This window comes from Solibaculum intestinale (assembly GCF_040096205.1).
Lineage (GTDB): Bacteria > Bacillota > Clostridia > Oscillospirales > Acutalibacteraceae > Solibaculum_A > Solibaculum_A intestinale.
Window position 1 is genome coordinate 284,779 of the sequence record NZ_JBBMFD010000001.1, and the last position, 21,150, is coordinate 305,928.

Annotated in this window: 21 protein-coding genes; 1 reads left to right on the forward strand and 20 read right to left on the reverse strand. The window is 55.5% G+C overall.

Features of this window, described 5'->3' with window-relative positions; translation table 11 throughout:
* The first annotated feature begins 92 nt into the window (after positions 1-92).
* Positions 93-272: a hypothetical protein gene (locus WMO26_RS01280; protein ID WP_349217714.1), complete on the forward strand. Its 180-nt coding sequence runs from the start codon at positions 93-95 to the stop codon at positions 270-272.
* On the opposite strand, the gene radA is transcribed toward WMO26_RS01280, so the two are convergent.
* The 20 genes from radA to WMO26_RS01380 all read right to left on the reverse strand — a co-directional run bounded on the left by radA (position 223) and on the right by WMO26_RS01380 (position 21,127).
* Positions 223-1,587, reverse strand: a complete 1,365-nt coding sequence (radA, locus tag WMO26_RS01285) for a DNA repair protein RadA (protein WP_349217715.1) — start codon at positions 1,585-1,587, stop codon at positions 223-225. The genes WMO26_RS01280 and radA overlap by 50 nt on opposite strands.
* A gap of 27 nt (positions 1,588-1,614) precedes the next feature.
* Positions 1,615-2,325 (reverse strand): N-acetylmuramoyl-L-alanine amidase, encoded by a 711-nt coding sequence (locus WMO26_RS01290; RefSeq protein ID WP_349217716.1) that lies wholly within the window; start codon positions 2,323-2,325, stop codon positions 1,615-1,617.
* 44 nt (positions 2,326-2,369) lie between these two features.
* Positions 2,370-2,954 carry a hypothetical protein gene (locus tag WMO26_RS01295; RefSeq protein WP_349217717.1) on the reverse strand — a complete coding sequence of 195 codons (585 nt, stop codon included), beginning with the start codon at positions 2,952-2,954 and terminating at the stop codon, positions 2,370-2,372.
* 60 nt (positions 2,955-3,014) lie between these two features.
* Positions 3,015-3,341: a phosphoribosyl-ATP diphosphatase gene (gene hisE / locus WMO26_RS01300; RefSeq protein WP_349217718.1), complete on the reverse strand. Its 327-nt coding sequence runs from the start codon at positions 3,339-3,341 to the stop codon at positions 3,015-3,017.
* 55 nt (positions 3,342-3,396) lie between these two features.
* Positions 3,397-3,723 carry a phosphoribosyl-AMP cyclohydrolase gene (gene hisI / locus WMO26_RS01305; protein WP_349217887.1) on the reverse strand — a complete coding sequence of 109 codons (327 nt, stop codon included), beginning with the start codon at positions 3,721-3,723 and terminating at the stop codon, positions 3,397-3,399.
* A 14-nt stretch (positions 3,724-3,737) separates the two neighbouring features.
* A complete protein-coding gene (hisA, locus tag WMO26_RS01310) occupies positions 3,738-4,454 on the reverse strand; it encodes a 1-(5-phosphoribosyl)-5-[(5-phosphoribosylamino)methylideneamino]imidazole-4-carboxamide isomerase (protein WP_349217719.1) in 717 nt (238 codons plus the stop codon).
* Between the two features lie 15 nt (positions 4,455-4,469).
* Complete coding sequence (hisB, locus tag WMO26_RS01315; protein ID WP_349217720.1) at positions 4,470-5,051, reverse strand: imidazoleglycerol-phosphate dehydratase HisB; 582 nt, start codon at positions 5,049-5,051, stop codon at positions 4,470-4,472.
* Positions 5,048-6,115: a histidinol-phosphate transaminase gene (gene hisC, locus WMO26_RS01320; RefSeq protein ID WP_349217721.1), complete on the reverse strand. Its 1,068-nt coding sequence runs from the start codon at positions 6,113-6,115 to the stop codon at positions 5,048-5,050. Before hisC ends, hisB begins: the two co-directional genes overlap by 4 nt.
* 27 nt (positions 6,116-6,142) lie before the next feature.
* Positions 6,143-7,426, reverse strand: coding sequence for a histidinol dehydrogenase (gene hisD / locus WMO26_RS01325; RefSeq protein ID WP_349217722.1), 1,284 nt, complete (start codon positions 7,424-7,426; stop codon positions 6,143-6,145).
* A gap of 5 nt (positions 7,427-7,431) precedes the next feature.
* The gene (gene hisG, locus WMO26_RS01330; protein WP_349217723.1) at positions 7,432-8,073 is read right to left on the reverse strand and encodes an ATP phosphoribosyltransferase; all 642 of its coding nucleotides are present in this window, start codon (positions 8,071-8,073) and stop codon (positions 7,432-7,434) included.
* Positions 8,070-9,281, reverse strand: a complete 1,212-nt coding sequence (gene hisZ, locus WMO26_RS01335) for an ATP phosphoribosyltransferase regulatory subunit (protein ID WP_349217724.1) — start codon at positions 9,279-9,281, stop codon at positions 8,070-8,072. Before hisZ ends, hisG begins: the two co-directional genes overlap by 4 nt.
* A gap of 74 nt (positions 9,282-9,355) precedes the next feature.
* Positions 9,356-13,717, reverse strand: a complete 4,362-nt coding sequence (locus tag WMO26_RS01340) for a PolC-type DNA polymerase III (RefSeq protein ID WP_349217725.1) — start codon at positions 13,715-13,717, stop codon at positions 9,356-9,358.
* Positions 13,718-13,737: 20 nt separating this feature from the next.
* Entirely contained in the window at positions 13,738-14,787 is a 1,050-nt protein-coding gene (ispG, locus tag WMO26_RS01345) for a flavodoxin-dependent (E)-4-hydroxy-3-methylbut-2-enyl-diphosphate synthase (RefSeq protein WP_349217726.1), read from the reverse strand.
* A 1-nt stretch (position 14,788) separates the two neighbouring features.
* A complete protein-coding gene (locus WMO26_RS01350) occupies positions 14,789-15,805 on the reverse strand; it encodes a M50 family metallopeptidase (protein ID WP_349217727.1) in 1,017 nt (338 codons plus the stop codon).
* A gap of 52 nt (positions 15,806-15,857) precedes the next feature.
* Complete coding sequence (dxr, locus tag WMO26_RS01355; RefSeq protein WP_349217728.1) at positions 15,858-17,003, reverse strand: 1-deoxy-D-xylulose-5-phosphate reductoisomerase; 1,146 nt, start codon at positions 17,001-17,003, stop codon at positions 15,858-15,860.
* A gap of 33 nt (positions 17,004-17,036) precedes the next feature.
* The gene (locus tag WMO26_RS01360) at positions 17,037-17,846 is read right to left on the reverse strand and encodes a phosphatidate cytidylyltransferase (protein ID WP_349217729.1); all 810 of its coding nucleotides are present in this window, start codon (positions 17,844-17,846) and stop codon (positions 17,037-17,039) included.
* Positions 17,847-17,876: 30 nt separating this feature from the next.
* Entirely contained in the window at positions 17,877-18,629 is a 753-nt protein-coding gene (uppS, locus tag WMO26_RS01365) for an undecaprenyl pyrophosphate synthase (protein ID WP_349217730.1), read from the reverse strand.
* Positions 18,630-18,729: 100 nt separating this feature from the next.
* The gene (frr, locus tag WMO26_RS01370) at positions 18,730-19,251 is read right to left on the reverse strand and encodes a ribosome recycling factor (RefSeq protein WP_349217888.1); all 522 of its coding nucleotides are present in this window, start codon (positions 19,249-19,251) and stop codon (positions 18,730-18,732) included.
* 36 nt (positions 19,252-19,287) lie between these two features.
* A complete protein-coding gene (gene pyrH, locus WMO26_RS01375) occupies positions 19,288-19,998 on the reverse strand; it encodes a UMP kinase (protein ID WP_349217731.1) in 711 nt (236 codons plus the stop codon).
* A gap of 172 nt (positions 19,999-20,170) precedes the next feature.
* On the reverse strand, positions 20,171-21,127 hold the full coding sequence (locus WMO26_RS01380) for a YesL family protein (protein ID WP_349217732.1): 957 nt from the start codon (positions 21,125-21,127) through the stop codon (positions 20,171-20,173).
* Positions 21,128-21,150 lie beyond the last annotated feature (23 nt).

Here is a 21,150-nt window from a genome sequence, read left to right on the forward strand (position 1 = left end):
GTCAATTCTTAGTAATCGGACCTTTCGCATATTTCCGGGAAAGAAAGGAATCCTATAGGAAAAAGAGCGCATGGAAAAGGAAGGTGACGAGCATGTGCCTCATTCCCTGCAGTGCCGACTGCCAGTACCAGTCAGATGGCTACTGCCAGCTGGAACATCCCACCACGGTCAACAGTGTGCAGGAACATGGCTGCGCCCATTACATTCAGCGAAATCCCGGCGTCAGCCAAGACTTGCCTCAAACGCCTCCCGAACATTGCGCACAGGAATAAGCTCCACCCCCGCAAGGGAGAGGCCCATAAGCGCCTTCATATTATGCTGGGGTAGAATAATCCGCTGAAAGCCCAGTCTCGCCGCTTCCTTGACCCGTTCCATGGCATGGCTGACTGCCCGGATTTCCCCGGCTAGCCCCACTTCTCCAAAGGCGATGACGCTTTGACTCACCGGCACGTCCTTTAAACTGCTCACCAGTGCCAGCGACACCGTCAGGTCGGCTGCCGGTTCATCCAGCCGCAGGCCGCCGATGACGTTTAAAAACGCGTCCTGGTTGCTGAAAAAGTACCCCGCCCGTTTTTCCAGCACCGCCAGCAGCAAGGACATCCGGTTATAATCAAACCCGGTGGACATCCGGCGGGGGTTGCCAAAGCAAGTGGGGGTCACCAGGCCCTGCACCTCGGCTAAAATGGGCCGGGTTCCTTCCATAATACAGGCGACGCAGGAACCGGATACGTTTTTCGGCCGGCCTGAGAGCAGCATCATGGATGGGTTCGGTACCTCACATAGACCCGTGTCCCGCATTTCAAAGACCCCGATTTCATTGGTGGAGCCGTAGCGGTTTTTGACCGCCCGCAAAATCCGGTAGGACATGTTGCGGTCCCCTTCAAAGAAAAGCACTGCGTCCACAATGTGCTCGAGCACCTTTGGCCCGGCAATGGCCCCGTCTTTATTGACGTGGCCCACCAGGAGAATGGGAATTTCCATGTCCTTGGCGGTATGCATCAGGGCGTTGGTGCATTCGCGCACCTGGGTGATGCTGCCGGGAGAGGACTGGGTTAGTTCCGAGTTCATGGTCTGGATGGAGTCGACAATCACAATATCCGGCCGGATGGCGTTTATTTGTTCCAAAACGTTTTCCAGATGGGTTTCCGAAAGCAGCAGCAGGTTTTCGCTTGTCACCCCAAGCCGGTCCGCCCGCAGTTTAATCTGCCTGACCGATTCTTCACCCGATACATAAAGGATCGTGCAGGTTTCGCCGATAAACTGACACACCTGCAAAAGAATGGTGGATTTGCCGATGCCGGGGTCGCCTCCCAAAAGGACGATGGACCCTTTGACGATGCCGCCGCCTAGCACCCGGTCCAGTTCCCCAAGGCCGGTGTGGTAGCGCTGTTCATCCTCGAATACCACGTCTTTTACCGCCACCGCCCTGGAAATGCCTCTGCTGCGGGACGCCGTCCCTGCCGAAGCTACGACGGGGACTTCTTCGTTCATGGTGTTCCATTCCCCGCAACCGGGACATTTCCCATACCATTTGGCCGACTCATAGCCGCATTCGCTGCATACATAGATGGATTTGGACTTTGCCATTTTCTACTTCCTCCTGAAAGATACCCGTCAAAAGCATCCGCTGTTTAAAAGCCCGCAAAGGATGCTCATGGTAAGTTGGTTTTGATAGTCCTCGTCTTGCAGCTTGGCTTCCTCCTCAGGGTTCGACAAAAAGCCGCACTCGACGATGACCGCCGGGATCTTCGCCTTGCTCAAAAGGTAAGATTCGCTTCCCAGCGGCTTTGCCACCCGGTTGTTGTCCGGTTGGAGCATCTCCACCACCGCGCTTTGCACTGATTTTGCGATGAGCTCGCTGTCGGCGTGGTTCTTTGAATAGAAAACCTGGGTGCCATGGTATTGGGACTGCTCAAATTTATTTTGGTGGATGCTTAAAAAGATCCCCTGAGGATATTGTTCGATAATCGCCAGGCGCGCATGCATATCGGCCACCTTCTGGGAGCGGACGGTGGAAAGTTTTGGATCGTGTAAGGAAATGTCGCTGTCCCTTGTTAAAACCACCCGGTAGCCCATCGCCCGCAGAGCGTCCCGCAGCTTTAGGGTAATCGCTAGGTTCAGGTCCTTTTCCAGAATGCCGCTTTTCCCTACCGCACCCCCGTCCATTCCTCCATGACCCGCATCCAGCACAATTACCTTGCCGCTGACCACCGGGCCCGCTGCCGTGGGTTCGGCCAGCAGTATGTCACTGGAGACATATACCATGGAGACAAACACCAGCGCCAGGCAGCTGATGAGAATGCAAATTCGTTTTTTTGTCAGCAAAAAAGATCACCCCCACACATGTATATGCGCAGGGGTGTAAAAAATCATTTGGAGGACTTGGTTTTTGTTTTTTTGTAGACGATGGAATGAAGAACGGAAACCTTCCGGTATCCCATATTGTAAACCACGCCTGCGTAGATGGGAAGAAACAGGTTGAGGGCAACCACTGCCAGAATAGAAAGATAAGACACGTTGACAATGGACAGGAACATGGAAGACGGATCCGCCGACATACCCGGCGCCATCAAGGCGTTAAAGATATGCAGGTACTGAGGATTGAGCACCCGGTAGGCCACTGCGAGAAATGGGATATCCATTACCTTCCCAAGCACCAGCATTACCGCAAAGATTGCATAAGGAATCAGCGCAAACAGGCCGATCTTAACGCCGCGGAACTTGTCGTATTTCATTTGGTTGATGTCCACAAGAATCTGGTCTTCATGCCCCATCTGCCAGATGGTCCCGTAAAGAGAGCCGAAATAAACGAGAATCAGCAGGATTTGAGTCAGCACGACAAATGCGGTTCCCTCTGCGGTCAGTGCCAGAACCCAACAGAGCAGAGCGAAAAAAGAAGCCAGGAGACAACTAAGCATCAGCTGAGCGCCCTGCCTTGGAATGCTTTTATTCAAATAGAGCACGTCCTTTCTCACTTGAAACACCCTCGATGTTTCTGACATGTCTCTATTCTACTACGAATTCCGGTCCGTTTTATGAAATTTTTTTAAATTTCCAATCTTTTTACGCCGTTCTTCCAGCACCGCCGACACATCCTCCACCGAAATCCCTTCCTGGGCCATCAAAACAAGCACATGATAGGTAAGATCGCAGATTTCGTTGACCGTGTCTACCTTTTCTCCGTTCTTCGCCGCAATGATGACCTCCGCAGCTTCCTCCCCTACCTTTTTTAGAATCTTATCCGTTCCTTTTTCGAACAGGTAACAGGTATAAGACCCCTCCTGAGGATTTTCCTTGCGGTTTTCGATGACCTCGTAAAGGCCCTTTATCACGTCGCTCATCGTTTGTTCCTCCTACTATGTATTCCAAGCTGCTCCGGCAAAACACCCGGCGCTTTTATTCTGCAAAGTCCTTGATCTTCTTAAAGAAGCAGGAATGGGAACCGGTATGGCAGGCGGGACCCGTCTGCTCCACGATCACAAGCAGGGTGTCGTCGTCGCAGTCCCCGGAAATGGAAACCACCTTTTGCAGATGGCCGGAGGTGGCGCCCTTGTTCCAAAGCTCCTGCCTCGAGCGGCTGTAAAACCAGGTATACCCAGTTTCCAGCGTCTTTTGCAGGGATTCCCGGTTCATATACGCGAGCATCAGAACCTCTTTTGTCCCCTTTTCCTGGACGATTGCCGGGATCAGCTCCCCTTTTACGAAATACTTCTCCAATTGCATCATGCTTTCTCCTTTTACCGGCTCGCCTCAAGAATGGCTTCCTTCAAAGAAAGAGTGCCCTGGTAGATCGACTTGCCGCAAATGGCGCCGTATAGCCCCAGCTCTTTGAGCGCCTTGATGTCGGACAGGTTCGTTACCCCGCCGCTTGCAATCACATCGCAGGACACCGCTTCATTGATGGCAGCGAGCTGCTCGAGATTCGGGCCGGACAGGGTTCCGTCCTTGGAAATATCGGTAAAGATCAGGCAGGTAACGCCGATGGCCTCCATCTGCTTGGCGAGATCCAAAAAGTGCACGTCCGAAGTGGAAAGCCATCCTTCCGCCGCCACCATGCCGTTCTTCGCGTCGATTCCCACCGCGACGCGTTCCCCGTATTCCTTCACTGCTTCCTTGACAAAGGAAGGATTTTTGACCGCAGCCGAACCTAAGATGATCCGGGAAACACCCTGTTCCAAGTAATAAGAAACCGTCTGCATGTCCCGGATGCCGCCGCCCAGCTCCAGTTTAAGGCCGCTTTTCTTGGCTACGGTGACGAAAATCTCCCGGTTTTGGGGGCTGCCGTTCTTCGCCCCATCCAGATCCACCATATGAAGCCACTGGGCACCCGCCTCCCGGAAGGAATTTGCCGTTTCGAGCGGATCCTCCGCCACCTTCTGGGCAGTGGCGAAATCGCCTTTATAAAGCCGCACGCAGGTTTGGTTGTGGATATCAATCGCCGGAAAAATCAGCATCTTGCCGCCTCCTTATCAGTCAAGCGAGCCCTTGGTGGACAGGGCGGTTTTTCCGTCTGTCACCGCACAGGCTACTTTCAGGGCATGGGCGGCCGCTTTAAACGCCGCCTCGATCATATGATGGGAATTTTCTCCGTAGAGCACCTTTACATGCAGGGTAAGCCCGGCGGCAAAGGCGAAAGCGCGGAAAAATTCTTTGCACATGCAGGTGTCGAACCCGCCCACCTGTTCTTCCGGAAAGTTCCCGTCAAACACCAAAAAGGGCCGGCCGCTCACATCCACCGACGCAAAGGCCAACGCCTCGTCCATGGGCACAAAGAAGCTTCCATACCGGGCGATGCCGGACTTGTCCCCCAAAGCTTTGGCAAACGCCTGGCCCAGCACAATGCCGGTATCCTCCACCGTGTGGTGGCAGTCCACCTCCAGGTCGCCCACTGCGTTGACCTTAAGGCCAAAGCTGCCGTGGGTGGCAAGGGCGTTTAACATATGGTCAAAAAATCCGATGCCGGTGACAATAGAGGAATTTCCGCCGTCCAGATTCACCTCCACCGAGATCTGGGTTTCCCTGGTGCGGCGTTTTACTTCTCCGGTTCTCATATAGTTTTGTCCCCTTCCTTTAAGCAGTCGGAAAGTGCCGTGAGCACCGCTTCATTCTCCGCTTCGCTGCCGGCGGAAATCCGCAGGCAGCCGTTTAGCTCCCGAACGGCCACGCCCTTTTTCCCAAGCGCTTCAAAGAGCAAACGGGAGAGCGGCGTTTTTATCAGCACAAAATTCGTGCAGGTGGGGTAAACCCGGGTGTCCGGCTTTCCTGCAAAGAGTTCGGTGAGCTTTTCCTGAAGCCGGTCGCGGGACTGCAGAATCTGGCGGATGCATGCGCGGATATAGTCCGGATATTTGAGGACCGCCGCCGCGATTTCCTGGGTTAAGGCATTGACGTTATAGGGGGACTTGACTGCCCGCAGAGCGTTGGTAATCACGGGATTTGCCACGGCAAAGCCCAGGCGCAGGGCGGCCATGCCAAAAGCCTTCGAGCAGGTGCGCAGGATGATCAGGTTCTCATAATCGCAGACCTCAGACAAAAGGGATTGATCCCAAAAGTCCATATAAGCTTCGTCCAACACCACAAGTGCTTCCACCGAGCGGATAAGCCGGCGAACATCCTCTCGTTTAAGCCCTTGGCCGGTCGGGTTGCAGGGGTTCGAGAAGAAAACGGCCCGCACCCTTTCTTCCTTCGCCTTTCGGATCACCTCGTCCACATCGATGGTCAGGTCCTCTCCCTTCGGCAGGACCAGCACTGGATTTTCACAAATGCGGCTGTAAAAGCCGTACATGGAAAAGTCAGGTGCGATCACCATGACCCGCTCTCCCTTGCCCAAGAGGGCGGACACGATGAGCATAATCAGTTCATCCGAACCGTTGCCCGCGGTCAGAAGGTCCGGATCAATTCCGTAATAGGAGGCGTACCGTTCCCGCACCGTTTTGGCGGTCACATCCGGGTATCGGTGAAAATCAAAGGTACTGATGATCTCATAAAGCTCCATACGAAGCCAGTCGGGAAAGTTCAGATAGGATTCGTTGGCGTCCAGGCGGACCGAAAAGGTCCCGGCCACCGGCTCATAGGGGGTCAGCCCTTTGAGCTTTTCATGCAAGGAATAGGACAACGGACACACCGCCCCTTCTTTTCAGATTTAAAACCGCACCTCAATGGAATTGGCGTGGGCGGTCAGCCCCTCGGCCTGTGCGATGGCGGTAATGTTGTCCTTCGCGTCCCGAAGCGCCTTTTCCGTATAATAGATGAAGCTGGATTTTTTCACAAAGCTGTCCACCGACAAGGGGGAAAAGAACCGGGCCGTACCGGAAGTGGGCAGCACATGGTTGGGACCGGCGTAATAATCGCCCAGCGGCTCAGGGCTGTAATTTCCGAGGAAGACCGAGCCCGCGTTATCCAAACGCCCGATGTACTCCATAGGGTTCTCCACGCAGAATTCCAGATGCTCGGGGGCCAGGTCGTTGGCGAAGTCCACCGCTTCGTCCAAATCGTGGCACACCAAAATAGCGCCGTAGTCGGTCAGGGACTTTTCGATGATTTCTTTCCGCGACAGGGTTTGGATCTGCTTCTCGATTTCCTTCACCGTCTCTTCGGCAATCCGTTTTGAGGTGGTCAGCAGAATGGCCGACGCCATCACGTCGTGTTCCGCCTGGCTCATCAGGTCGGCCGCTACAAATTGGGGATTGGCGGAATCGTCCGCTACCACCAGAATTTCGCTGGGCCCGGCCACCATGTCGATATCCACCACGCCGTATAACAGACGCTTTGCGGTGGCCACAAAGATGTTCCCCGGACCGACGATTTTGTCCACCTTCGGGATTTTCTCGGTTCCATAGGCCAGGGCTGCTACCGCCTGGGCGCCGCCCACCAGGAATACCCGGTCCACCCCCGCGATGGCCGCGGCAGCCAGAATGTCGGGGTTTGGGCGGCCGTCCTTGCCGGGCGGGGTGACCATGATGATCTCCTCCACCCCGGCGATGCGGGCGGGAATGGCGTTCATCAGCACCGAGGAAGGATATGCAGCCGTCCCACCGGGCACATAGATGCCCACTCGGGAAAGGCCGCGGATGCGCTGGCCCAAAATCACGCCGTCCGGCTTTGTCTCTAGCCAGCTTTGCTGCTTTTGACGGGTATGGAAATCCTCGATGTTCTCCGCCGCCCGGTACAAGGCTTCCACAAACTCCCCGTCGCACTCGCCCACCGCGTCCTCCAGGACGGAGTTGGGGATTTCCAGGTGTTCGGGTGCCCGGCCGTCAAACTTGACGGTATATTCCTTCACGGCTTCGTCACCGCGTTCTTTGACTTCCTTGAGGATTTCGTTGACGGTCTCCATGATTTCGGGAACCGTCTCTCGGCTGCGGGTTTTCAGGTCGTCGATGAGCTGCTGCTCCACAACCCCGTCCGCCATGGTAATCTTCAGCATGGGATTCACCGTCCTTTTTCAGAAAGCGCCGCTTCCATCTGGGAAAGAAGCGCCTCGATTTCTTCCTTGCGCAGCTTCATGCTGGCGGTGTTGACAATCAGTCGGGCAGAAATAGGGGTGATCTCTTCGATCACTTGAAGCCCGTTTTCCTTTAAGGTGGACCCGGTCTCCACAATGTCCACAATGGCGTCCGAGAGCCCCAACAGCGGGGCCAGCTCCACCGAACCTTCGATTTTGATCACGTTTACGTCCATCGCCTTGCTTTCAAAGAAGGCGCGGGCCACATTGGGGTATTTGGTAGCGATGGTCTTTTCCCGGTAGCCGGAATAAAAGTCCTTGTCTTTCGGGCCCGCCAGAGCAAACCGGCACCGGCCGAACCCTAAGTCCATCACCTCGTAAAAGCTGCCGGGGTATTCGAGAATGGTGTCCCGGCCGACTACCCCTAGGTCGCACACGCCGTGTTCCACATAGGTAATCACGTCTGCCGCCTTGCAAAGGACGGCCTCCAGGTTCCCATCCCCCACCGGCAGAATCAGACGGCGCCCTTTGTTATGCAGGGCCTCGCAGTCTTTTCCCATCTGCTCAAAAAGCCCAACCGTGTCCTTTTCCAGCCGGCCCTTGGTCAGAGCGATACGAAGCGGTCTCATTTTGCGTCCCCCTCTCCGGTTTTGATGGTGCGGCAGTTCTCTCTAACCACGTCTACCCTTTGGATGCCGTGGGCTTTCGCATACGTGAGCGTATCGGAAAGGGTATCGAACACGCTGCTTTCACAGCGAACGCCCTGTTCCATTAAGCCCCGCATGTGGCACAAGGCTTTCATCTCAAACCCGTCCTCCCCAAAGACCAGCACCTGGGCCGCTTCAGGAGGGGTGACCTCGCCACGCTCGAGCATTGCCCGCACCAGGGAATCCACGTTGACGCCGAAGCCGGTAGCCGGCTGAGGACAGCCGAACTCCGACAGCAACCGGTCATACCGTCCGCCGGAGAGCACCGTGTCCCCATACCCGCGCATGTAGCCGCGGAAGATGACGCCAGTGTAGTAGTTATTTTGATGCACAAGGCCCAAATCAATGCGGATTCTGCCGTTTAAGCCCAGTTTGCATAAATCCCGGTAGACTTTCTTTAAATAGGTAAGCGGCGCTTCCACTTCCTTGCCGCAAAGCTCGGCCGCTTTTTCGAATACCTCTTCCCCGCCGAAAAGCCTCGGGAGCGCTTTGATGGCCCGCACCGCCGGAGAATCCTCCATGGTGTCCAGCAAATCATTTAATGCCGCATAGTTCTTCGCTTCAATGAGGCTTCGCACCTGCTCAACCCCGTCCTCGTCCACCGGAAGGCCCAAAGCAAGGCTTTTGAAAAATCCCGCGTGCCCCAGCTCTACAATGTACTCAGGCGCGCCGCAGGCTTCCAGCGCGTCGATGGCGGTGACGATGACCTCCAGGTCCGCCCGGCGCCCGCAAGCACCGATCAATTCAATCCCCGCCTGGGAGAACTGATCGTTTCTCCCCTTTAAGCTGGGATTGACCCGGTACACGTTTTGCTGATAAAAAAGCCGAAGGGGCAGCGTTTCATCTTTAAGGCGGGTCGCCGCCAGGCGGGCGATAGGCATGGTGCAGTCAGGCCGCAGTACCATCAGCCGTCCCTTCTGATCCGAGAGCTTATACATCCATTCCAGCGGCATGGAAACCGAGTCACAATCGAACACGTCGGAAAACTCCAGGCTGGGGGTTTCCACCTCATTGTATCCCCGCTCCTCGAAGAGCTTTGTCAGCAGCGTCCCCACCCGGCGGTGGGCTTTGCACTCTTCAAACAGCAGGTCCCGGGTTCCTTCCGGGGTAATTTTGGCATAGTTGCGCATGTGGTTCTCTCCATTCACTTTAACATGCTAATATGATAGCATAGCAGCAAATTGCTGTCAAGGGATTTTTTCCATTAAAACAAGGTCATCTGGCTGGTGGCGGGCAGGCCGTCGAGCACGTGCAACGCCGCCAGCGATTCGATCACCGATTTGGACACGCCCGCTCGATTCTGCAGGTCGTCCACCGAGATGTATTTCCCGCCCGAGTCCTTGGCCGCCGCCAACGATTCCGCCGCCGAGCCGCCGATGCCCTTGACCGCGCCGAAGGGAAGCCGGATTTTCCCGTCCTCGATCAGGTACTTATGCGAGTCGGACTTGTATAAATCCACCGGTAGGAAGGTGATGCCCCTGGCCAGCATTTCCATGATGATCTGCAAATTGGAGAACAGGTCCTGGTCTTTGGCAGTAGCTTCCTTGCCCTTTGCTTTAATGGCGTCCATCCGCCGGCGGACCATGGCCGGACCGCTGACCGCCGCCTCGGCGTCAAAATCCCCGCCACGCACGGTAAAGTAAGCCGCGTAATAAGCCACCGGCTTATGTACCTTGTACCAGCCCAGGCGCAGCGCTGCAATGACGTAGGCCGCCGCATGGGCTTTCGGGAACATGTACTTAATCTTCATACAGGAATCAATGTACCATTGGGGGACGTTGTGCTCGCGCATGGCGGCAAAATGCTCCTCGGTGAGAAGCTTTGTGGCCTTGCCCTTTCGCACGATTTCCATGATCTTAAAGGCCATGCTGGGATCGAGCCCCTTGTGCATCAAGTAGGTCATGATGCTGTCGCGGGTACCGATGACTTCGGAAATGGTACAGGTGCCGTTTTTGATAAGCTCCTGGGCGTTTCCCAGCCACACGTCGGTACCGTGGGACAAACCGGAAATCTGCAAAAGGTCCGCAAAGCTTTTGGGCTGAGAGTCAATGAGCATCTGGCGCACGAAATTGGTGCCCATCTCCGGCAAAGAGAGGGTGCCGGTGTTGCAGTCGATTTCCTCCGCCGTCACCCCCAAGGGCTCCGGAGACGTAAAGAGCTTGATGACCTCTTCGTCGCTGGTGGAAACCTCCATAACCGGGATACCGGTGAATTCCTCCAGGTATTTATAGATGGTCGGAACATCGTGCCCGAGAATATCCAGCTTTAAAATGGTATCGTGGATGGCATGGAAGTCGAAGTGGGTGGTGACGATGTCCGAGTCTGCCGCGTCCGCCGGGTGCTGGACCGGAGTAAAGTCCTCCACCACCTTGTTGCGCGGCACGACCACCATGCCGCCGGGGTGCTGGCCAGTGGTGCGCTTGACACCGGTACAGCCGTTGGTAAGCCGGGCGATTTCCGCCTTGTGTACCGTCATTTCCCGTTCATCCAGGTATTTGCGCACATAACCGAAGGCCGTCTTTTCCGCCACTGTGGAGATGGTACCGGCCTTGAACACGTTTTCACTGCCGAACAGCTCTTCGGTATATTTATGGGCATAGGGCTGGTATTCACCGGAGAAGTTCAAGTCGATATCGGGGGATTTATCCCCCTTAAACCCCAGAAAGGTCTCGAAGGGGATTTCGTGCCCGTCCCGATTATACGGCGTGCCGCACTTGGGGCAGGTTTTCGGCGGCAAGTCAAACCCGGAGCCGATGGAGCCGTCGGTGATGAACTCGCTGTGTTTGCAGTTCGGGCAGACATAGTGGGGCGACAGAGGATTTACCTCCGAAATGCCCGCCATGGTGGCGGCAAAGGAAGAGCCCACCGAACCACGGGACCCCACCAAATACCCATGGGCCTCCGAGTCGGCCACCAGCTTTTGGGCGGTGATGTACATCACCGAGAATCCGTGCTTGATGATGGAGTCCAGCTCTCGTTTGAGCCGGTCCTCCACAAGACTTGGCAGCGGGTCTCCGTAGACCTCCTTGGCCTTCGCCCAGCAGATGCGCTGCAGCTCCTCGTCCGATCCTTCGATGGACGGCGGGAAGGTGCCTTCCGGGATGGGGCGCATGGGTTCGCACAGGTCGGCGATCTTGTTTGTATTCTCTACCACGACTTCATAGGCTTTTTTCTCGCCCAGATACTGGAACTCCTTGAGCATCTCATCAGTGGTGCGGAAGTAAAGCGGCGGCTGGTTGTCCGCATCCTGGAAGCCCTGCCCTGCCATCAGAATCCGGCGGAACACCTCGTCCTCCTTGTTTTGAAAATGCACGTCGCAGGTGGCAACCACCGGGATGTGCAGCTTTTCGCCTAAGGAGACGATGGTGCGGTTGTGCTTTCTCAGCTCTTCCTCGTCCGCAGCCTTACCGGTGCGGATCATGAATTCGTTGTTGGCGATGGGCTGGATTTCCAGATAGTCGTAAAACCGGGCAATGTCACAAAGCTCACCCCACTGCCGCCCCAGGCTCACCGCTTCGTACAGCTCGCCCGCCTCGCAGGCGCTGCCGATGATGAGCCCTTCCCGGTACCGGGTCAGCTCGCTTCTGGGAATGCGGGGCTTTTTATAGTAATACTTGAGGTTGGATAACGAGATGAGCTTATAAAGGTTTTTAAGCCCCACGTAATTCTTCGCCAAAATAATCATGTGGTAGGGGCGCAGCTTCTTAATGTCCCCGCCCGCCAGAGCAGAGTTAATCTGGGAAACCGAATGGACCTTCGACTCCTGCTCCATCATCAAAAGGAGCTTTTGAAAGATGGCGGCCAGCATCGCCGCATCGTCGCAGGCACGGTGATGGTTGAACTTTCCCAGCTTCAAATGATCGGCTACCGTGTTGAGCTTATGGTTACGAAGATTCGGCAGCAGCTTGCGGCAGATGGGAACCGTATCGATGGAGGTATTGGCAAAGGAAAGCTTGCACCGCTTGGCTGCCGCTTTGACAAAGGACGTGTCAAAGGGTGCATTGTGGGCCACCAAGGGTGCATCGCCGCAAAAGTCCAGAAACTGCTTTAATGCCTCTTCTTCCAGCGGCGCGTCCTTGACCATGTCGTTGGTGATGCCGGTAAGCTCGGTAATCTTCTGGGGAATGGGAATCTGGGGATTAACGAAGGTGTTAAACTCCGCTGTCTTTTCCCCCTTCCCCATCTTTACCGCGCCGATTTCCGTAATCCGTTCATTCTGGGCGTTGAGGCCGGTGGTCTCCAAGTCAAACACGATGAATTCCCCGTCAAAAGGCGTATCCGCGCTGCCGGACACGGCGGGAACCTCGTCGTTGACGTAGTAAGCTTCCACTCCGTAGAGAACCTTGAAATCATTCCCCACCGCGGCGGCCGCGTTCATTGCCTCCGGAAACGCCTGGGCCACCCCGTGGTCGGTCACCGCCACCGCTTTGTGCCCCAGACTGGCGGCGAACTTGATGAGCTTTTCCGCCGGAGTCATGCCGTCCATGGCGGACATGTTGGTATGCATATGCAGCTCGACCCGCTTTTTCTCCGCCTTGTCCTCTTTTTTGCGCCGCTTGACAATGGAAATGTGTTTCGCGTCAAAGGTATATTCGTGCATGTAAGTGTCATAAGTGTACTGCCCCTTGAGCAGCACGCAGACCCCGTTTTTCAGGTCCTCGAACTCCTGGAACTTCTTCACCCTTCCGATAAACTGCACGATCTTCACGGACGTGGAGGAAGTCAGGTCGGTAATGTTAAAAGACGTGATGCGGGCTTTGCCAGATTTGGTATCCCGCGATTCAAAATCGAAGATTTCACCCCAGACGGTGTATTCCCCCGGTTCAGGCGGCAGGTCTTTGAGGGAGATGGGCGGGTCGTTGATGAGCTTGCCGTATACCACCTGAGCGGTTTCCATGAGAATAGGAAGGTTTTTAGGTAGATTGCTTGACACACGCCGCACGGGTGCCCGGCGCTTTGGCGCTTGCCTCTCAGCAGGAGACGACATATTGGACGGCGCGGCAAAGGGTGCCTCTTTTTCCGGCGGCACGTCCGTGTCCATGGGGAACGGGACCCGTTCCTCCACCCGCGGCGGCGCAGGGATGACCTCGTCGGTCTCGGTCACGCCGGCAAAAGCCACCTTTACCCGTTTGCCGTACTGCTCAAAGAGCAAGGAAGCCAGCGCCTTGTCGCATCCGGTGGACTCCAGGATATTGAGCCCCCCGTGGGTGAGAGTGATGGTGACCGTTTCACCGTCCACCTCCATGGCGGCCCCCTCGAAGGTACCGTTGACCGCGGCGTTCTTGCGCTTTAGGTAGAATACCACACTGTCGAGCGCTTCCGGGCACAAGGCTTCCCCTGGAAAACGAGGCGCAATCTGCACCGCCGCGTCCAATGCTTTTGCAATGTCCGTCTCCGCTTCACGGAGAACGGAATGCGCAACAAAGCATGGAAACGCCGTTTGGATTTCCATGCTTTTGTTCTTTTCCCGGTATTTGATTTTCAGGACCTCTCCAAAACCAAGCAGTTCCCTGCTCTCGTCCTTCGTTATGTAACCGCCGAACACCTCGGCAAACGTATTGCTCAATGTATACCACCCAAATTCTCTTACATCCGTTCGATTTCCTTGACCAGTTCCTCCAAAAGCGCCTCCTCGGGCACCTTGCGGATGATTTCGCCCTTCTGAAAGAGCAGGCCGCACCCGTCTCCGCCGGCAATGCCGATATCCGCGTCCTTGGCTTCTCCCGGCCCGTTGACGGCGCAGCCCATAATGGCCACCTTGATATCCTTATCGCAGCCGCGCAGCCGTTCCTCCGCGGCGCCGGCCAGCGCGATCAAATCGATCTTTGTCCGCCCGCAGGTGGGGCAGGACACAAACCGGATTCCGCCCTTGCGGATTCCAAGACCCTTGAGCAGATCCTTTGCGGCGTATACCTCCCGAACCGGGTCCGCCGTCAAAGACACCCGGATCGTGTCCCCAATCCCGTGAAGCAGCAGAGAACCGATTCCAGCGGAGGACTTGATGAGCCCCATGCGTTCGGTCCCCGCTTCCGTTACCCCTAGGTGAAGGGGATAAGCGCAGGCCTCGGCCGTCAGCTCATAGGCGTCCACCATGGTGGCCACGTCGGAAGACTTGATGGACAAGACGATATCGGTAAAGTCGTTCTTTTCCAGCAAGGAGACGTGGTAAAGGGCGCTGTCGCGCATGCCTTCGGCGGTCACTCCGCCGTACCGGGCCAAAATATCCTTTTCCAGCGACCCGGAATTAACCCCGATGCGGATGGGAACCGACGCGTTCGCGCAGGCCTTCGCCACCGCCCTGACCCGGTCTTTCCCGCCGATGTTGCCGGGATTTAACCGGATTTTGTCCACCCCGGCCGCCACCGCTTCCAGGGCCAGCCGGTAGTCAAAATGAATGTCCGCTACGATCGGGGTGGAAACCGCTTCCTTCAACGCGGCAATCAGCCGGACCGCCTCTTTGTCCGGCACCGCCGCCCGGATGATCTCGCATCCGGCCGCCTCCAGCTCCTTCGCCTGACGCACGCTTCCTTCGATGTCATGGGCGGGCGTATTGAGCATGGACTGGATGGATACCGGCGCGTCGCCGCCAATCGCCAGGTTTCCTACCCGGACTTGTTTCGAATTCCTTCGTTTCATGCTATCCTCCGGTTGCAATGCGCACAATGTCGTTGAAGGTGACCGCCACCATCAGCAAAATCAAAAGCAGGAAGCTGGCCGCGTTGACATAGCCCTCGTACTTGGGGTTTAACGGCTTGCGGCGGATCGCCTCGATGATTAAGAACACCAGCCGTCCCCCGTCCAGAGCCGGGATCGGCAAAAGATTAAATACGCCTAAGTTTACCGTAATAAGCGCCACGACGAACAAAAACTGGTCCCAACCCATGAAGGCCGCCTGGCTGATGACGCCCGCCGTACCCACCGGGCCGGACAACTGCTCGAGCCCCACGTTGCCGGTAATCAAGTCGATAAGGCTGGCCCATACCAGCCGGGCCACCGACAGGGTCTGCAGCGCCCCGTGCTTTAAGACGGAAAAGAAATTCTTCTCTTCCGGATAGACCTTGAAGCTCTCCCCGATGTTTTGAATATAGAGCTTTCCATCCTCTCCCAGCGTAGTGGGAAATTCCACGCCGGTCAGGGTCATAGCCTGGCCGTTTCGGTTGACGCCGATGTCCACCACGCCGTCGTTATCCCGCAAAAGGTTAAAAGAAATGTCGTAATCTACATAAACGGGCGCGCCGTTAATGGAAGTGATTTCATCCCCCACCTCCAGCTTATTTTCCGACGCAAAGGTCACGTCCACCCGTGCGACGGTGGTGGAGGCCAAATACTGCCCGCCGAAACACCCGTTCATTATGCACAGGAGGATGACGCCCAGCAATATATTCATAAACGCGCCGGCAATGCAGATGAGGACCCGGCGCCAAACCGGCTTGCGGTTAAATGCCCGGTCGTCGTCACTTTCCTCGTTCTCCCCTTCCATGGCCACAAAGCCGCCGATGGGGAACGCACGCAGCGCATAGGTGGTTTCTCCGTGCTTTTTTTTGAGCAAAGTCGGTCCCATACCGATGGCAAATTCGTTGACCTTTACCTTCATGGCCTTGGCCACGAGAAAATGCCCCAGCTCATGAAAGAAAATCAGAAAACCGAATACCAAAATAGCGATGACAATGGTGAGTACAACGTTGATAGCAATCCCTCCGTTTGAGTCAGATAGATGAGCGTACCTGTGCGCGGGCAGCCTGGTCGGCGGCGAGAATTTCCTCGAGCGTCGGCTCCTTGACCCAAGACTGGGCTTCCATCGCCTTTTCCACCAGGTCCGCAATCTTTAAAAATCCGATTTTTCCTTCCAAGAAAAGCGCCACCGCCTGTTCGTTAGCACCGTTGGCCGCCGCCGGATACAATCCCCCCCGGCGGATGGCCTCCCGGCAAAGAGGCAGACAGCGAAAGGTATCTTCATCCGGCTTTGAAAAAGTCAAAGCCGGGTAGTAGTCAAAATTCAGTTCCTTTACCGGGCTTTTTACTCGGTCCGGATAGGTCAGCGCGTACTGAATGGGAATGCGCATATCCGGCACCCCCATTTGGGCGATGACCGAATGGTCGTCGTATTCCACCATGGAATGGACCACGCTTTCCCGATGCACCACAATGTGCACCTGTTCAGGTTTGACTCCAAAGAGCCAAACCGCTTCAATTAGCTCGAGTCCTTTGTTCATCAGGGTGGCCGAGTCAATGGTGATCTTCGCGCCCATGTCCCAGTTGGGATGTTTGAGGGCCTGGGCAGGCGTGATGGATTCGAGTTCTTCCCTGGTCTTGCCGAAAAACGGACCGCCCGAGGCGGTTAGCAGAATGCGTTTGAGAGCGCCGTTTGGCGCCTTTCCCTGCAAACACTGGAAAATGGCCGAATGCTCGCTGTCCACCGGTAGAATATCCACCCCGGCCTGTTTCGCGGCGTCCATCACGATGCGCCCGCCCGCCACCAGCGTTTCCTTGTTCGCCAGCGCAAGTCTCCGGTTTCCCGCCTCAATGGCGGCCATGGTGGGCAAAAGCCCCGCGATGCCCACGACGGAATTGAGCACGGTATCCACATCCGCAAGCCTTGCCGCTTCACAGACTCCTTCCTGTCCCGCGCCGATGCGGCAGCCGGTGTCGGCTACCCGCACCTTTAAGTCCCGGGCCGCTTCCTCGTCTGAGAGGGCCGCGTACCGGGGCCGGTACCGGCGAATCTGCTCTTCCAGGCGTCTCACGCTGCGGTTTGCCGTCAACGCAGCTACCTGCGCTCCCGTGCAGTCGGCCACGTCGAGGGCCTGGGTGCCGATGGAGCCGGTCGAACCTAATATGGAAATCCGTCGCATAGCTTCCTCCGATAGTTTAGCATTTCCGGAAAGTCAGGAGATAAACGGGATAAAATACACCGCACAATAAATCAGCGGCGTGACGAACACAAAGCTGTCAAACCGGTCGAGCATGCCGCCGTGTCCCGGCAGGATGTTGCCGTAGTCTTTCACGTGACAGTTGCGCTTGACCAAGGATGCAGCCAGGTCGCCCACCATGCCCACCAAAGAGCAGGGAATGGACAATAGCACCAGCATCCAGATGGAGACGGTAGCCGTGTCGCCTAAAAAGAAATGCTGATAAATCCAGGCGGCCAGCGCAAAACACACAATGCAGCTGACAAAGCCGCCGATGGCTCCCTCCACCGTCTTTTTCGGGCTGATGCGTTCGATGAGCTTGTGCTTTCCCCAGAAGCTGCCGATGAAATAGGCGCCGATGTCGGTGACCCAGGAGCCGATCATGGCCAAAAACAGATAAAAAAGCCCATGCTCGTTAAAATCCCGCAGATATACGGTCGCCGCCATGCCGAAGGGCACGAACACAAGCATAGGAAATACCGTGCCTACCTTCTCGAAATTCAGACTGTTTTTGGTAAAAATCAACACCACAAAAATGAGGGCCATAAAGAAAAAGCTCAAGAAGGAGAAGTAGGTAAAGCTGACAAAGGGAACGCCGGCGGCAAAAAGAATGCATACCGCCAGAAACGCCGGGTTTTTATGAAGCCCCGCCGCCTGCAGCACCTCGAACACCGAGACGGCTGAAATAATGGCGATGACCAAATTGAAAATCAGCGTATTGTAAAAAAACAACACCGGCAAAAGTAGAACCGCGCACAGCGCTCCTGTAATGATACGTTGTTTCATATGACTCTCTCCAACCCAAGGTTGCCCCGTTTATTTTGCAGTCTCTTCTTCCACCACACCGCCGAACCGGCGGTTCCGCCCGGCGAATGCCGCGATCGCCTGGTCGATGTGCTCCGGCTTAAAGTCCGGCCATAATATGTTATCGAACAAAAACTCGGAATATGCCGACTGCCAAAGCAAAAAGTTCGAAATGCGCTGCTCGCCGCTGGGACGGATGATCAAATCCGGGTCCGGCTGGCCGGCAGTGTACAACTGGCGCTCCAAATCCGCTTCAGTGAGAGCCTGCGGGTCCAGGGTTCCGTCGGCGCACTTCCTGGCAAGCTCCTTGGCGGCATGAAGGATTTCCATCCGGCCGCCGTAGTTGATGGCGATGTTGAGCACCATGCCGGGCTTATTTTTGGTCGCTTCCTCCGCTCGGGCCATGAGCTGCTGCAAATCCTGCGAGAGCACCGACCGGTCCCCGATGAAGCGGGTCACGATGGTTTCATCCGCGAAATCCCGCAGCGCTTCCTCCAGATAATCGTGAAACAGCTTCATCAGCGCGTCGATCTCGTCCTGGGGCCGCTTCCAGTTCTCCGTGGAAAAGGCGTATACCGTCAGATAGCCGATGCCGATCTGATTGCAGTACCGGGCAATCTTCCGGAAGGTCTGCCCGCCCGCCTTATGTCCGGCCTTCCTTGGCAGAAACCGCTTCTTTGCCCACCGGCCGTTGCCGTCCATAATGATGGCGATGTGCCTGGGAAGCGGCGTATTCTGCGGCAATCCGCTTTTCTTTTCAAACATGTTTCGACCTCCGTATCCATCGGGTTCGCCGGTATGCGGTATACGATGTGCAAATGCCCCGGAGTTCCGGGGCACCGCGCGCATTTTGTTCTATCTGAGGTTAGATTTCCATGATCTCCTTGTCCTTATCCTGGGCAATCTGATCAATTTCCTTGCAGAATTTGTCCGTCAGATCCTGAATTTTCTTTTCCCCCTGCTTAAGGTCGTCCTCGGTAATTTCCGAAGACTTCTTAAGAGCCTTCAGCTTTTCAATGGCGTCCCGGCGTACCGAACGGATGGCGATCTTCGCGTCTTCGCCCATCTTGCTGATCTCCCTGACGATTTCCTTGCGGCGCTCCTCGGTCAGCGGCGGGAAAATAAGCCGGATGATCTTGCCGTCAGACTGGGGATTGATGCCGATGTCAGAAGCCTGGATGGCCTTTTCAATGGAACGAACCGTCGAAACATCCCAGGGCTGGATGGTCAGGGTACGCGCTTCGGTCACCGATACCGCCGCCATCTGATTGATGGGAGTGGGGGTGCCGTAATAGTCCACCCGCACCTTATCCAGCACAGCAGGATTGGCGCGGCCAGCGCGGATTTCCGCATATTCCTCTTTAAGCACATGGATGGTTTTTTTCATGTGTACTTCTGTTTTCTCGAATACTTCTTTCACAGCTTAGTCCTCCTTCACGATGGTACCGATATTCTCGCCCAGAAGAGCGGATACAATGTTGTCGGGGTTGTCCAGGTTAAAGACCAGGATCGGAATCTTGTTGTCCTTACAAAGGGAAGCGGCGGTGGAATCCATCACCTGCAGCTCTTTGCTGAGTACCTCCAAGAAAGTCAGGGAATCTAGCTTGTTGGCGTCGGGGTTCTTGTTGGGGTCTGCGTCGTACACGCCGTCCACATTGGTAGCTTTCATGATGATATCCGCGTCGATTTCCGCCGCGCGCAGAGCCGCCGCCGTATCCGTGGAAAAGAAGGGATTTCCCGTACCGCAGCCGAAAATGACCACCCGGCCCTTTTCCAGATGCCGCACCGCCCGGTTACGGATATAGGGCTCAGCCACCTGCTGCATGGAAATGGCAGTCTGCACCCGTACCGGCACGCCGAGCTGTTCGAGGGCGTCGGCCAGCGCCAAGGCGTTGATGGCCGTGGCGAGCATTCCCATATGGTCGGCCCGGGTGCGGTCCATCTTGCCGCTGGACCGGCCCCTCCAGAAGTTGCCGCCGCCCACGACGATTCCGATTTCCACCCCCATATCCGCACATTTCTTGATGGAACGGCAGATATTGAGCACTACGTCATAATCCAGGCCGAACTTTTGCTGGCCCGCCAGCGCCTCGCCGCTGAGTTTCAAAAGCATCCGCTTATAAATTGGCTGCATGGAAAACATCCTTTACTTTGTTCTTTTGTTTTGTTTATTTTACTATATTTAACCTTCGGTGTAAAGTCAAAACCGCGTTTTCTCTGCCGGGAAAATCGCAGGCCGCCCATCCATGTAAAACAAAAGGGGCATTTTATGCCCAAAGCACAAAACACCCCTAAAATGATTCGAATTAAGACTTGGACGGATCCGGTTTGCCAATAGGCTCGGATGGGGCCGTCTGCACTTCTTCATCCGTCTCTTCCTCGTCCTCCTCTTCCTCTTCTTCCTGTTCAAGATACCCCCAGGTACGCATGGTATCCGAGATTTGGTCCGGATGCTCGCGGTAATAGGGATCAATGACGTTCTTCTGGAAAAACGGATAGGCAACGAAGTTGATGAAGAAGCTGCCGAAGGCAAAGGTGAAGATCAGCGAAATCGGAAACGCAAAGAACAAAAGCGGCTGATAGTCCACTGCCAGCAGCGCCAGAACGATCACACACGGCACCACAATAATGGAAATCAGGAGATTGCGCGGCACGCCGGCCAGTGCCAAGCGGAACGCGTTTTGGTAGGTTTTCTTGATCGTCAGCTTACAGGATACGATGGACAGGTAAATATAATACTGCATGAAAGTGAAAATCAACAGCGCGATGATGGAGACCACAATAGCAAGATAGAAAATCGCCTGGAAATTGGTATTGTCCTTATTCAGAACATAAAAATACGCCGCGAAGCCGAGAATTCCATAGACCAGGCCGTTGATCACCGAAGCGGCCAGTCCCTGCTTCCAGTTGGCCTTAGTGGCGCCGATGAAATCATGCCAGACGAAAGCATGCTCTTGCCGGGCAAAGTTGCGGGTAACATAGGTAAGGCCGCAGGTAATGGGGCCAGAAATCAGCAGGGTCAGCGCAAGAGAACCAAGGAAAAAAAGCGGCTGCGGCTGCGGAAAAGCATAGAGGGTAAGCAGCAGACCGACGATTGGAATGGGCATCCAGAACAGACAGTATATTAAGTTGAGCAAAACAAGCTTCCAGAACTTACGGAACAAAACCTCAAAGAATACGAAAAACGGTTGTTTCTGGGGTCCCCCCTTCTCCACTCCTTTTCCAGGCTTGTTGTAGTCGAGCAAACCAAAAAATCCTGCCAATGCGTTACAACTCCTTTGTCATT